At 47.4% G+C, this 13,700-nt stretch carries 12 protein-coding genes; all 12 read left to right on the top strand.

Annotated features, from left to right (window positions below; translation table 11 throughout):
* The 12 genes from mraY to sigG all read left to right on the top strand — a co-directional run bounded on the left by mraY (position 1) and on the right by sigG (position 13,555).
* Positions 1-969 carry a phospho-N-acetylmuramoyl-pentapeptide-transferase gene (mraY, locus tag MHI12_RS20960; protein ID WP_047843751.1) on the top strand — a complete coding sequence of 323 codons (969 nt, stop codon included), beginning with the start codon at positions 1-3 and terminating at the stop codon, positions 967-969.
* A gap of 3 nt (positions 970-972) precedes the next feature.
* Positions 973-2,394, top strand: a complete 1,422-nt coding sequence (gene murD / locus MHI12_RS20955; RefSeq protein ID WP_405170209.1) for a UDP-N-acetylmuramoyl-L-alanine--D-glutamate ligase — start codon at positions 973-975, stop codon at positions 2,392-2,394.
* Between the two features lie 48 nt (positions 2,395-2,442).
* Positions 2,443-3,540 carry a stage V sporulation protein E gene (spoVE, locus tag MHI12_RS20950; protein ID WP_074095851.1) on the top strand — a complete coding sequence of 366 codons (1,098 nt, stop codon included), beginning with the start codon at positions 2,443-2,445 and terminating at the stop codon, positions 3,538-3,540.
* 7 nt (positions 3,541-3,547) lie between these two features.
* Entirely contained in the window at positions 3,548-4,657 is a 1,110-nt protein-coding gene (gene murG, locus MHI12_RS20945; protein WP_036674835.1) for an undecaprenyldiphospho-muramoylpentapeptide beta-N-acetylglucosaminyltransferase, read from the top strand.
* 149 nt (positions 4,658-4,806) lie between these two features.
* Complete coding sequence (gene murB / locus MHI12_RS20940) at positions 4,807-5,712, top strand: UDP-N-acetylmuramate dehydrogenase (RefSeq protein WP_076250757.1); 906 nt, start codon at positions 4,807-4,809, stop codon at positions 5,710-5,712.
* A 17-nt stretch (positions 5,713-5,729) separates the two neighbouring features.
* Entirely contained in the window at positions 5,730-7,013 is a 1,284-nt protein-coding gene (murA, locus tag MHI12_RS20935; protein WP_100527062.1) for a UDP-N-acetylglucosamine 1-carboxyvinyltransferase, read from the top strand.
* A gap of 58 nt (positions 7,014-7,071) precedes the next feature.
* The gene (locus MHI12_RS20930; RefSeq protein WP_017687304.1) at positions 7,072-7,839 is read left to right on the top strand and encodes a cell division protein FtsQ/DivIB; all 768 of its coding nucleotides are present in this window, start codon (positions 7,072-7,074) and stop codon (positions 7,837-7,839) included.
* Between the two features lie 293 nt (positions 7,840-8,132).
* On the top strand, positions 8,133-9,419 hold the full coding sequence (ftsA, locus tag MHI12_RS20925) for a cell division protein FtsA (RefSeq protein ID WP_074095848.1): 1,287 nt from the start codon (positions 8,133-8,135) through the stop codon (positions 9,417-9,419).
* Between the two features lie 150 nt (positions 9,420-9,569).
* Complete coding sequence (gene ftsZ, locus MHI12_RS20920) at positions 9,570-10,685, top strand: cell division protein FtsZ (protein ID WP_017687306.1); 1,116 nt, start codon at positions 9,570-9,572, stop codon at positions 10,683-10,685.
* Between the two features lie 261 nt (positions 10,686-10,946).
* Positions 10,947-11,927: a sigma-E processing peptidase SpoIIGA gene (gene spoIIGA / locus MHI12_RS20915; protein WP_091014080.1), complete on the top strand. Its 981-nt coding sequence runs from the start codon at positions 10,947-10,949 to the stop codon at positions 11,925-11,927.
* A gap of 11 nt (positions 11,928-11,938) precedes the next feature.
* On the top strand, positions 11,939-12,661 hold the full coding sequence (gene sigE, locus MHI12_RS20910) for an RNA polymerase sporulation sigma factor SigE (protein ID WP_017687308.1): 723 nt from the start codon (positions 11,939-11,941) through the stop codon (positions 12,659-12,661).
* A gap of 111 nt (positions 12,662-12,772) precedes the next feature.
* Entirely contained in the window at positions 12,773-13,555 is a 783-nt protein-coding gene (sigG, locus tag MHI12_RS20905; protein WP_017687309.1) for an RNA polymerase sporulation sigma factor SigG, read from the top strand.
* Positions 13,556-13,700: the final 145 nt, after the last annotated feature.

The raw sequence follows: 13,700 nt of genomic DNA, 5'->3' as shown, positions 1-13,700 counted from the left end.
ATGGATTTTCAGGTATTACTGTTAACAATCGGCGTTTCATTTATTCTGGCGGTGATTGCCGCACCGCTCCTGATTCCGCTGTTACGCCGGATGAAATTCGGACAGCAAGTTAGGGAAGATGGGCCTCAGAGCCATTTGAAAAAAAGCGGAACACCTACAATGGGTGGAGTCGTCATTTTAGTTGCGTTCACATTGGCCTTTTTGAAATTTTCGGCAGTCAAGAATACAGACTTTTATGTCTTGCTTGTGGCTACGCTGGGATTCGGGCTGATTGGCTTCCTAGATGATTACATCAAAATTGTGTTCAAACGTTCGCTGGGACTGACGGCCAGACAAAAAATGCTGGGCCAATTGTTCTTCAGTGCAGTGATGTGTTTCTTGCTGATCCAGAATGGACACAGCACAGCCATCTCTATTCCAGGTACGTCATTCTCGTTTGACTGGACCGGATGGTTCTATTACCCGTTTGTCGTATTCATGATGCTTGCCATTACCAATGCGGTTAACTTTACCGACGGTCTCGATGGTTTGCTGTCAGGGGTGAGTGCGATTGCCTTTGGCGCGTTTGCCATTGTGGCGATGCAAGCCACGTCGATGCCGGCAGCAGTGTGTGCAGCAGCGATGATCGGAGCCGTACTCGGTTTTCTGGTATACAATGCACATCCGGCCAAAGTGTTTATGGGAGACACCGGTTCTCTGGGGATTGGCGGTGCGATTGGTGCGGTAGCCATTGTAACCAAAACAGAGCTTCTATTTGTCATCATTGGTGGTATTTTTGTTATCGAGATCCTGTCTGTCATCATTCAAGTGGTATCTTTCAAGACTCGTGGCAAGCGTGTATTCAAAATGAGCCCCATTCACCATCACTTTGAATTAAGTGGTTGGTCAGAATGGCGGGTTGTTATTACCTTTTGGGCGGTAGGTGCAATTTTGGCCGCTCTTGGACTTTATCTCAACAAGGGGTTGTAGATCATGAACCATCCTGAATCATATCGCGGACAACAAGTAGTCGTGCTCGGATTGGCCAAAAGCGGCGTACAGGTCGCCAAGGTGCTGGATCGCGCCGGAGCGAAGGTTACAGTAAATGATAAAAAAGAGAGAGATCAATGTCCCGAAGCTTCCGAATTGGAGGCTTTGGGAATTTCTGTTGTATGCGGAGGGCATCCGGATGATCTGATTCACAGTGGTGTGAAGCTGGTTGTCAAAAACCCGGGTATCCCATACCATGCTGCTCCTGTGCAGCAAGCTTTGGCATTGGGCATTGAAGTGGTGACCGAAGTAGAGGTTGCTTATCATCTATGTGCTGCACCCATGATCGGGATTACGGGTTCGAACGGCAAAACAACAACAACCACTTGGGTGGGGGAAATGTTGGAACATGCCGGCCTCAACCCGATCGTTGCCGGTAATATCGGAACACCTCTCTGTGAAGCGGCAGAGCAAGCTTCTCCAGATAACTGGATGGTTGTTGAACTTAGCAGTTTCCAGCTCAAAGGAACGGTTGATTTCCGTCCCCGGATTGCCAGCTTGCTTAACGTTGCAGAGACGCATCTGGACTATCATGGGGATCTGGATGATTATGTGGCTTCCAAAGCGAAACTGTTCGCGAATCAGCAGCCTGACGACGTGGCCATTCTGAATTGGGATGATGCGGTATGTCGTGGTCTAGTTCCTTACATCAAAGGCAGATTGCTTCCCTTCTCAATGATTGAGAAGTTGGATGTAGGTGTGTATGCAGATCCTCCTTATGTGGATGGAGAAGAGGATGATGTGAAGCGTCAGATTATCTACGCGGATGAAAAGGGAAATCACCACACCATTATTGACATCGAGAACATTGGCATCGCTGGACGATTCAATGTGGAAAATGCAATGGCCGCTGTGGCCATTGCCGTAGCGGCAGGAGCTGATCCAGCAGTGCTGGCTGCTCCGCTTGCAGATTTCAAGGCGGTTGAACACCGACTTGAATATGTTCTAGAGCATAATGGCTCTGCGTACTACAACAACTCCAAAGCGACCAATTCAAAGGCTACGGTCATGGCCCTGAATTCGTTCAAGGAACCGGTCGTATTGATTGCAGGAGGGCTGGATCGTGGATCAGACATGATGGAGTTGTTGCCCTTGTTCCAGGAACGGGTAAAAGCTGTCGTTGCAATTGGAGAGACACGGACAAAAATTGCCAAGGTCGCGGAACTTGCCGGATTAAAGCAAATTAAGGTCGTCGATAATGAGGAGGACGCTGCCCGGACGTTAACCGTTGCTGTGCAGGAAGCATCGAAGCTTGCCAGTGCCGGTGATGTCGTTTTGTTATCCCCGGCATGTGCAAGTTGGGACATGTTCGCTTCCTATGAAGAGCGGGGACGCATTTTTAAAGAGGCGGCGCATAACTTGTAAGTAGGGGGGTGGAAAAGCCCCTACTTCCATGCAAGGGGTGGCCTCCTGATGAAACAGACGCGACCGGCACCAGATATTTGGTTGCTGATTTGTATTTTGGCATTGCTTGCCATCGGCATTATTATGGTATATAGTGCGGGCTCGGTGCTTGCCTTTCATGACTATGGCGATTCATTTTATTTTGTAAAAAGACAGGCCCTGTTTGCGGTGCTTGGGCTTGTGGCCATGTTCGTAACTGCTAACGTAGACTACAGGGTGTGGAGGAAATATGCCAAGCCTATATTGATTGCCTGTTTTATTATGCTCATTGCGGTGCTCATTCCTGGAATTGGTGTGGTTCGCGGTGGTGCACGAAGTTGGCTGGGCATTGGTTCGTTCGGTATTCAGCCTTCAGAATTCATGAAGCTGGGCATGATTCTGTTTCTCGCTCATTGGCTGAGCAAGGAACCGGGTAAAATCAAAACCTTCACATCGGGGCTTCTGCCACCGCTGGGATTGATCGGGTTGGCTTTTGGGATTATTATGCTGCAACCTGATTTGGGGACTGGCACCGTGATGATGGGCGCATCGATGCTTATTATTTTCACAGCCGGAGCGCGTATGAAACATCTGAGCCTGCTTGCTCTTGGCGGCGTAGCGGGGTTTGCAGCTTTGATTGCAGCAGCACCCTATCGGTTGCAGCGTATCACAGCGTTTTTGGACCCGTGGTCCGATCCGCTGGGTGCCGGATATCAGATCATTCAATCCTTATACGCAATTGGTCCTGGTGGACTAGCGGGATTGGGACTGGGTATGAGCCGGCAGAAGTACAGTTATGTACCTGAACCGCAAACGGACTTTATTTTTAGTATTTTGGCCGAAGAACTCGGCTTTATAGGTGGAATGATTGTATTATTGTTGTTTCTGGTGCTGGTGTGGAGAGGGATGCGTGTAGCCATGACCGTTCCGGATGCCTTCGGCAGTCTGCTTGGTGTTGGTATCGTAGGTATGGTCGCCGTACAGGTCATTATTAACATTGGTGTTGTCATTGGCATGATGCCTGTTACGGGCATTACATTGCCTCTGATCAGTTACGGCGGATCATCATTGACCCTCATGCTCACAGCACTGGGCATTTTAGTGAATTTATCCCGTTATGCGAGGTGACTATGCGATGCGAGTCGTTCTAAGCGGTGGCGGTACGGGTGGACATATCTATCCGGCCGTTGCCATAGCAAGACAATGCGAGGCGGAGAACCCGGACTCGACATTTCTATACATCGGAGGAACCAGAGGGCTGGAAAGCAAACTGGTTCCCCAAGAAAATATTCCTTTTAAATCCATTGATATTACAGGCTTTCGACGGAAATTGTCCATCGAAAACCTGAAAACGGTCATGCGTTTCATTCAAGGAGTACGCAAGTCCAAAAAAATGCTGAAGGAATTCAAACCGGATGTTGTGATTGGTACAGGTGGATATGTATGTGGACCTGTGGTATATGCAGCAACAAAACTGGGAATTCCGAGTATAATTCATGAACAGAACGCCATCCCTGGTCTGACGAACAAATTTTTGATGCGTTATGTGGACACGGTTGCCGTTAGCTTTGAAGGTTCTGAAAAATCGTTTTCCGGCGCAAAAAAGGTGATCTACACCGGTAATCCGCGAGCGACTACGGTAGCCCAGGCTAGCCGTGATCGTGGTTTTGCCACGTTAGGTGTACCGATGAACAGCCGTGTTGTTCTTGTGGTTGGTGGCAGTCGCGGGGCAAAAGCAATCAATCAGGCCATGGTGGACATGGCTCCAATGCTGGAACAACTGGACGATGTACATGTCGTTTACGTGACAGGGGATACCTATTTTGATGAAACGCGTGAAGCCATTCGTAGCTCATTGGGTACGATGCCAAACCACCTGCATGTCCTGCCTTACGTGCATAATATGCCTGAGGTGCTTGCCTGCACATCCTTGATTGTAAACCGCGCAGGTGCATCATTCCTTGCGGAGATTACATCACTGGGTATTCCTTCGATTCTGATTCCGTCACCTAACGTGACTAATAATCATCAGGAAGCCAATGCACGCACGCTAGAAGGTGGAGGCGCATCACTCACAATGCTGGAGAAGGATCTTACAGGCAAAGTCCTGTATGAAGCCATCGCCAAGATTATGAATGATGAATCGGGACGTAAACGAATGGCTGAAGCCTCCCGGAAACTGGGGAAACCCGATGCAGCTGAAGTGCTTGTTCATGAAATTCAGCGTCTTGCTGCACGCCGATAAAGTGCGATTGTGGGCGATTGTCACACACAAGACGGGGCTGACATAAGATACCGTATAAATCGTGACCATCGTTCCATGGCGCCAGAACACGGTCTGTAACAACAGAACATACCGTGCTCATCGGTTTTGAAGCAAAGGAGGAAGCAAACATGCATCAGTGGATATCGTTACTATCCCAGAATAATGTTGGCAGAGTTCTTGAAAACGAATCGCTAGCCAAATACACCACATGGAAGATCGGCGGTCCTGCGGATGCACTGGTCATTCCCGAGAATAAAGAGCAGATGATGAATCTCGTTCAATTGCTTCACACGTATCAGATTCCGTGGATGCAACTTGGACGGGGCTCAAACATGCTGGTGTCAGACAAAGGAATACGTGGTGTTGTGGTGAAACCAGGCGAGGGCTTTGATTATGCCGAATTTCACGAAGGCGGTGTAACCGCCGGAGCGGCGCATTCTTTTGTAAAACTCAGTGTGGTTGCTGCCAAAAAGGAATGGACCGGTCTGGAATTCGGCAGCGGTATCCCCGGCACTGTCGGTGGAGCTGTGTACATGAATGCAGGCGCGCATGGATCGGATGTGTCACGGATATTCAAATTCGCTGAGATTGTACTGGAGACAGGGGAATTGGTACGTTACAGCAAGGAGGACATGGATTTTGCCTATCGCCACTCTGTTCTGCATGATCGGAGAGGCATCGTGCTGGAAGCTACATTTGAACTCCAGCATGGAGAGCGCAACGTCATTTCGGAAACGATGGCGGCTTACAAAGATCGCCGGCGCCGCACACAGCCACTGCAGATGGCATGTGCAGGTAGTGTATTCCGAAATCCACCGGGTGATCATGCAGCCCGCCTGATTGAAGCAGCAGGGCTGAAAGGAATGACCCAGGGAGGCGCACAGGTATCCACCATGCATGCCAATTTCATTGTTAATACAGGCCAAGCAACAGCAGAGGACGTTATCACCCTAATGCAGCAGATACAGAGCACTATATCATCTCAAAACGGTATTAACCTGGTACCGGAAGTCTTCGTAGTGGGTGAGCGGTAAACCCCGGAGGTGATACATTGGACAAATTGGTGATTGAAGGCGGGAAACCCCTCTCAGGATCCATACGCATCCATGGAGCAAAAAATGCCGCTTTACCGATTATGGCCGCAAGTTTGTTGGCAGATGGAGAAGTTACACTGCATAACGTTCCACACTTGCTGGACATTGAAGTGATGCTGTATATCCTGGAACGGCTTGGATGCACGTGTCGGCATGAACAGGGAACAGTGACGATTAATACCTCGTCTATCCGGTCATATGATGTGCCAGAAGATCTAATGAAGCAGATGCGCTCTTCCATTTTTTTGATGGGACCATTGCTGGCTAAGTTTGGGCAAGTGTCAGTGTATCAGCCAGGAGGCTGTGCCATTGGAGAACGCAAAATTGATCTTCACCTCCGGGGCCTGGAAGCGCTCGGAGCTTTGATTGAAGAGCAGGACCAACAGATTATCTGTCATGGGCACAATCTGGTGGGTACAGATATTCATTTGGATTTCCCAAGTGTGGGAGCGACCGAGAATATCATGATGGCAGCCGTTATGGCTAAAGGGACGACAACCATCTGCAACGCCGCAAGAGAACCTGAAATCCAGGACCTGCAACACTTTTTGAATGCTATGGGTGCAAGCATTATTGGTGCAGGAACGGATACAATCACGATCAATGGCGTTGAGAGACTGAAACCTTGTTCCTATGAGATTATACCGGATCGAATCGTTGCCGGAACCGTAATGATTGCAGCAGCAGCAACACGAGGCAATGTTACGCTTACACACTGCAATCCTGCTCATCTTACTTCACTTATACATGTATTGAAGCGCACTGGTGTTCAAATCACAGTCTGCAATGATATAATGACGGTGAGCTGTATGAGCCGTCCCAAATCAGTAGACCGTATTGTGACTTCTCCGTATCCTTCGTTTCCGACAGATTTGCAATCGCAAATCATGGTGCTGCTCAGTTTGGCAGACGGATTCAGTGTGATGAAGGAAACGGTATTCGAGGGCCGGTTCAAACATGTGGATGAACTGAATGTGATGGGGGCTGATATTTCAGTCGATCTGAACGCAGCATTTATCCGTGGTGTTCCCCGTCTGTACGGGGCTACAGTAGAAGCAACCGATCTTCGTGCAGGTGCAGCTCTGGTCATTGCTGGTCTGGCTGCTCAAGGCAAAACGGTTGTGGAGCAAGTGCATCATATTGACCGGGGCTACGATCAGATCGAGAAGTTATTCCAAAGTCTTGGAGCATCGGTTGAGCGACAGTCGCCCGTTTCGAAACAGTTGGATTTTGCCAATTAACGTCCTTGGAGTCCCCTTCTTGAAGGGAGGGGACCTGAGGCTTTGTGGAGCGCTACTTATGCCTAAAAGTCAAATTCCGGTTCTGAAGAAGAATCGGCCAAAAGGAAACACAAGCCGCAAAATTGTAATTATTCTCTTATTATTATTTATTGTATTGCTGGCTGTATTATTCTTTCGTTCTTCCATGAGTCGGATTTCGGCAATTGAAATTACGGGTAATGTATATACAGCAACTTCAGAACTGCTGGAGAAAAGCGGACTGAAAGAAGGCGAACAATTTTTTGGGACAAGTACTGCCGAGGTTATTGAGCGTCTCAAGACCATCAAGGCGATTTCCACCGTTACCGTGGACAAGCAATTTCCGGGAATTATCCATATCAAGGTTCAGGAATATGCCACGGTTGCTTATGAGCTTGGTTCTGACGGTACGCTAAAAGCGATATTAGCCAGTGGGACAAGCTTGACGGTTCCGGCAACAATTGGTGTTGCTGTGGAGAAGCCTATATTGACCCAATGGAAGGCTGATGATCCACTCAAAGCCAAACTGAGCCAGACACTGGCTAAAATTCCGAATGAATTAACGACGGATATTTCGGAAATTATTCCGAATCCAACGCCTTCATTTCCGGATCAGATTCGGATGTATACCAAATCGCAGTTTGAAGTGATTACAACCGTCTCTCTTTTATCGGATAAAGTGGAGTATCTGAATCAGGTGATTGAGACCGAACGGCCTGGGAAAATCACCATGCTTGAGGCAGATACCTATGTCCCTTTCATCCCGGATGACCCGGAAGATGATGCTGAACCAGGAGCAAGCCCCTGATCTTTGCCATGATGAGGCTGGACTGAATATGAAAGCCTAGGCAGGTCGGGGTTTGACCCCGTCAGAGCAATGAAACTTGTTCTTTCTGAGATGAAGAAAAAATGATACACTTGAACTTATGGCACATGAGTTGCCTCCTTCTTTTTTCTTCAATGTTTTATGTCTGGCAACCAGATTTTGACACCCAAAAACATTGTAGAAAAAAGAGGGAAAGCCTGAAGTGTGTTGAATATGTTTTAAGAGTGTTTAAATTCGAACGTAATTTACTATTGGAGTCAGGAGGTGCCACAGACTTGAGCAACAATGACATCATTGTTAGTTTGGACATCGGTACATCCAAAATTCGCGCTATTATTGGGGAAATGAATAATGGAACCTTTAATATTATAGGAGTTGGATCTGCCGACTCGGAGGGAATTCGCAAAGGTGTAATCGTAGATATCGATCAGACGGTGCAGTCGATTCGCAACGCAGTGGATCATGCAGAACGTATGGTAGGTATTCAAATATCCGAAGTGTATGTTGGAATCTCGGGAAATCATATCGGACTGATGAGCAGTCACGGCGTCGTGGCTGTGTCTAACGAGGATCGTGAAATCGGAGAAGAAGACATGGAACGGGTGTTGAAAGCAGCCGAAGTCATTGCAGTTCCGCCGGAACGGGAAATTATTGATGTTGTCGCCAAGCAATATGTTGTAGATGGCTTGGAGGGCATACAGGACCCCCGTGGTATGATTGGTGTTCGTCTGGAAGTTGAAGCAACGATCATTACGGGTGCAAAAACCGCGATACATAATCTTTTGCGCTGCGTGGAAAAAGCGGGTCTGAAAGTAAGCGATCTGGTTCTCATGTCGCTTGGAGCGGGTCAACTGGCTTTGTCCAAAGATGAAAAAACGATGGGTTCAGTGCTTGTTGATATTGGAGCAGGTGCAACAACCATCGCCATTTTTGAAGAAGACAGTCTTGTTGCAACATCAACGTTGCCAATAGGTGGGGAATTTGTAACAAATGATATCGCCTATGGCTTACGCACGTTAACGGATCAGGCAGAGAAAGTGAAACTGAAATATGGCTGCGCCTGGTTGGATGATGCTGCTGCGGATGTGATGTTCAAAGTCACCCGAATTGGCAGTAATGTAGACAAGGAGTTTTCACAGGAGGATCTGGCAGCAATTATTGAACCTAGGGTTCAAGAAATATTCCAGATGATATCCCAAGAAGTGAAGCGTCTTGGTTACAACGAGCTTCCTGGAGGTTATATACTTACGGGAGGTACGGTCTCTATGCCGGGGGTTCTGCAGGTCGCTCAGCATGAGCTTGCTGCTTCGGTACGAGTTGCAGTTCCGGATTATATTGGTGTGCGTGACCCCGGGTTTACAAGCGGAGTTGGCATATTGCACAGTGTAATTCGCAGTTTGCGCATTCGTCCCTCGATCAATAACGGCGGTGGAAATAACAACAACAACAATAATAACAACAAGAAACCGACCAACCGTCCGAAGCCAAATACGGCACAGGAATCGGAGCAAAAACCCGGTCTGTTCGAGCGGCTGAAGAATATGTTCAGCGAATTTATATAACAGGTTGGATCCATTTCATACATTCTTGAAGCCGTCTGAATGCGCCGGTACTAAAATAAACGCTTTCGTTCGTCGATATATGAAATTGATTCGGTTCAAATCAAAAATTGGACGGGCCATCCATGCACATTGAGGGGGAGATGGAATAATATGTTGGAATTTGATTTCGAGATGGAGAGCTTGGCTCAAATTAAAGTCATCGGTGTAGGCGGCGGCGGAAGCAATGCAGTCAACCGTATGATTGAAAATGGTGTACAAGGTGTTGAATTTATTACGGTGAATACGGATGCTCAGGCGTTACACCTGGCGAAATCCGAGCATAAATTGCAAATCGGTGATAAATTGACTCGTGGTCTTGGTGCTGGCGCCAACCCGGATGTAGGTAAAAAAGCAGCGGAAGAGTCCCGCGATCTGATCATGAACACGTTGAAAGGTGCAGACATGGTATTTGTTACAGCCGGTATGGGCGGTGGTACAGGTACAGGTGCGGCTCCGGTTATTGCCGAAATCGCTAAAGAGTGTGGTGCACTTACCGTTGGTGTCGTAACTCGTCCATTTACATTTGAAGGACGCAAGCGTTCCAGCCATGCAGAGCAAGGTATTGAAGCTCTCAAGGAAAAAGTCGACACACTGATCGTGATTCCTAATGATCGTTTGCTCGAGATCGTAGACAAAAAGACTCCTATGCTTGAAGCATTCCGTCAAGCGGATAACGTACTTCGTCAAGCGGTACAAGGTATCTCTGATTTGATCGCTGTACCGGGTCTGATCAACCTTGACTTTGCTGACGTCAAAACGATTATGCACGAACGTGGTTCAGCCCTTATGGGGATTGGTGAATCAACTGGTGAGAATCGTGCCGCAGAAGCAGCACGGAAAGCCATTATGAGTCCTTTGCTGGAAACTTCTATTGAAGGTGCTCGCGGCGTAATCATGAACATTACGGGTGGCGTTAATCTGTCCCTGTATGAAGTGAACGAAGCGGCAGAGATCGTAACATCTGCTTCCGACCCGGAAGTGAATATGATCTTTGGTGCCATCATTGACGAAGACCTGAAAGAGGAGATTAAGGTTACAGTTATTGCAACTGGTTTTGAAGATAAACCTGCTCCACCACCACCAGGACGTAAGCCTGCTCCAGCAACAGCGGAGACGACAGATACGCGTTCGCCGAACCTGCGTCCTTTCGGAAATCAGCCGAGCAATGATCAGCTGGACATTCCGACATTTTTACGCAATCGTTCACGCAATAATAACAACGATTAATACGCAAATCAATTTATTGGAAACCCGGTACTCCTTATGGAGTGACCGGGTTTTTTCTGTTTATTTAGATATCATAGCATACAGCAATGAACAAATTCTGAACAAAGGGCCTGAGCAATTCCGACAAAAAAAGTTGGAACCACACCCCCATGATTAGACAGACTTTGAACAGGGGGCTCCGTATACTTGTGAATATGCTCATGAATATCAGGATATCGGGTACCGGTATTTCGATATGTTGCGCGCAGGCAGGTGAAGACTTTGGTTGTTTATGTGGATCTAATTTTTTTGACAAACCTGTGTATTGACGGTGCACTCATCGGAATGACCGCCTGGATGCGCAAGACAAAGCTGGTTTGGTGGCGATGGTTGCTGTCAGCCATTGTGGGTGCATTATACGTGGTCATGATGTTTGTACCGGAGTTTGATTTTATGTTCACCTTTCTGATCAAGTTCGGGTTCTCGCTGGTCATGCTTACGATTGCTTTTGGTTTTAAAGGTCTGCAGGCTTTTGCGAGGACGCTCGGTACCTTCTATGTGATTAATTTTGTCGCTGCCGGAGGTATTCTGGGTGTGCATTACATGCTTCAGAGCTCCGGTGAGTTGTTTAACGGCATTTGGTTCACGGCTTCTGGCGGTATGTCATTTGATCTGAAAATTGCTTTCTGGTTCACGTTTATCGTATTTTTTGCTGTCCTGTTTTTATTCAAAGCTGTGCAGAGCTCAAAACGGAAAACGGATCGCATGACGACCTATTTGGGTAAAGTTGAGGTCTGCATCGATGAGGTAGTCATTTCTTGTACAGGCCTTCTGGATACGGGCAATCAACTTACAGATCCCTTATCGCGCATGCCGGTCATGGTGATGGAGGTTTCGTTATGGCAAGACATGTTACCCGCTTCATGGAAGGGTAGACTCAAGGACGAGGCGCCGGACAACCTTATTCTGGAGCTGGATCAGGAAAGTTTTCAGTGGCAGGATCGACTGCGGCTGGTGCCTTATCGGGGCATTAACAAAGGGACTGCGTTTATGCTGGCAATGAAGCCGGACCGGGTGAAGGTGACGATGGAGGAAACATGTTATGAGACGACAAGGGTACTTATTGGGCTGGATGGAGGTGTTTTGTCGTCGGATGGGAAATACCAGGCCGTGATTCATCCTGAACTTGTGCAAGACGCTGCTTCTGCGCAGTCTACGGCTCTCTCTGCGGGAGCAACAGAAAAGCCGCTGAATGTGGTATAGGAGGAACGTACATGCTTGTGAAATGGAAACTGGTGGCGCAGCTGCAATATTACCGTCTGTTATTTTTGTTGGGACTCAAAAGTGAAGAGATCTATTATATTGGGGGAAGTGAGGCACTTCCGCCGCCTTTGACAAGGGAAGAGGAAGAATTTTTGCTGCAAAAATTATCCTCGGGAGACTCGGCCATTCGCGCGATGCTCATTGAGCGCAACCTGCGTCTGGTGGTGTACATTGCACGAAAGTTTGAAAACACAGGAATCAATATTGAAGATTTGGTCTCCATTGGAGCGATCGGATTGATCAAGGCAGTTAATACATTTGACCCGGAAAAGAAAATCAAACTGGCAACCTATGCTTCACGTTGTATCGAAAATGAAATTTTGATGTACTTGAGACGTAATAGTAAGATCCGAACTGAAGTTTCTTTTGATGAACCGCTCAACATTGATTGGGATGGAAATGAACTATTATTATCCGATGTATTGGGTACAGAAAACGATACAATCTATCGGAATATTGAAGAGCAGGTAGACCGGAAACTTTTGCACAAGGCACTGGAAAAATTAACGGAGCGCGAGCGAATGATTATGGAGCTTCGTTTTGGCCTGACGGATGGGGAAGAAAAGACACAAAAAGATGTAGCGGATCTCCTAGGAATCTCCCAATCCTACATCTCTCGTCTCGAAAAAAGAATCATTAAAAGACTCCGCAAGGAGTTCAATAAAATGGTCTGAAATACATCATTGGTCAGAATGGGTATTACTGGCAAGGATGCCAAGTACGAATAAAAAAGCCTGCCCCGGAGATAATGTACATTAATGTTTCTCCTTGGGAGGTAAATCACGATGACCCGAAACAAAGTCGAGATTTGTGGCGTGGACACCGCAAAATTGCCTGTCCTCACCAACACTGAAATGCGGGAATTGTTTCATTCCCTTCAGCAACACCATGATCGCTCAGCAAGAGAGAAATTAGTGAATGGCAACCTGCGTCTGGTACTCAGTGTCATTCAGCGTTTTAACAATCGGGGGGAGTTTGTCGATGATCTGTTCCAGGTTGGTTGCATCGGCCTGATGAAAGCCATTGATAATTTTGATTTATCCCAGAATGTCAAATTTTCAACCTACGCGGTGCCGATGATTATCGGTGAAATCCGTCGATACCTGCGTGATAATAACCCAATTCGGGTATCTCGCTCCTTGAGAGACATTGCTTACAAAGCACTTCAGGTCCGTGACAGCCTGACGAATAAAAACTCCCGGGAACCGACGATATTTGAAATTGCGGAAGTACTGAATGTGCCGAAGGAAGATGTTGTTTTTGCATTGGACGCCATTCAGGACCCGGTCTCGCTCTTCGAACCGATTTATCATGATGGTGGAGATCCGATCTATGTTATGGATCAGATCAGCGATGACAGAAACAAGGATGTGTCATGGATCGAGGAAATTGCACTCCGTGAAGCGATGCATCGTCTTGGTCAGCGGGAAAAAATGATTCTGTCGATGCGGTTTTTCGAAGGGAAAACCCAGATGGAAGTGGCTGATGAAATTGGCATTTCCCAGGCTCAGGTATCACGTCTGGAGAAATCAGCGATACAGCAGATGCAAAAACATGTAAAGTCATAACACGATGCAAAGGCAGAAGGACGATCAATCGGGGCAGTGTATACCGTTGGTCGTCTTTTTGTTTTGCACCGTTTCCACATTCGATGAAAAACAGGACATTTTTCGCCCCTGAAACATATATTGTATAGAAGCGTGAAGAACGGGC

This window comes from Paenibacillus sp. FSL H8-0280 (genome assembly GCF_045040665.1).
Classification (GTDB): Bacteria; Bacillota; Bacilli; order Paenibacillales; family Paenibacillaceae; genus Paenibacillus; species Paenibacillus xylanexedens_A.
Note: the sequence above shows the minus strand (reverse complement) of the source record. Positions and strands in the feature narration are given on the sequence as shown.

Excerpts from the sequence above, each read along its gene's own strand:
- mraY (WP_047843751.1), top strand. The coding sequence starts at position 1 with ATGGATTTTCAGGTATTACTGTTAACAATCGGCGTTTCATTTATTCTG.
- murD (WP_405170209.1), top strand. The coding sequence starts at position 973 with ATGAACCATCCTGAATCATATCGCGGACAACAAGTAGTCGTGCTCGGA.
- spoVE (WP_074095851.1), top strand. The coding sequence starts at position 2,443 with ATGAAACAGACGCGACCGGCACCAGATATTTGGTTGCTGATTTGTATT.
- murG (WP_036674835.1), top strand. The coding sequence starts at position 3,548 with ATGCGAGTCGTTCTAAGCGGTGGCGGTACGGGTGGACATATCTATCCG.
- murB (WP_076250757.1), top strand. The coding sequence starts at position 4,807 with ATGCATCAGTGGATATCGTTACTATCCCAGAATAATGTTGGCAGAGTT.
- MHI12_RS20930 (WP_017687304.1), top strand. The coding sequence starts at position 7,072 with ATGCCTAAAAGTCAAATTCCGGTTCTGAAGAAGAATCGGCCAAAAGGA.
- ftsZ (WP_017687306.1), top strand. The coding sequence starts at position 9,570 with ATGTTGGAATTTGATTTCGAGATGGAGAGCTTGGCTCAAATTAAAGTC.
- sigE (WP_017687308.1), top strand. The coding sequence starts at position 11,939 with ATGCTTGTGAAATGGAAACTGGTGGCGCAGCTGCAATATTACCGTCTG.
- sigG (WP_017687309.1), top strand. The coding sequence starts at position 12,773 with ATGACCCGAAACAAAGTCGAGATTTGTGGCGTGGACACCGCAAAATTG.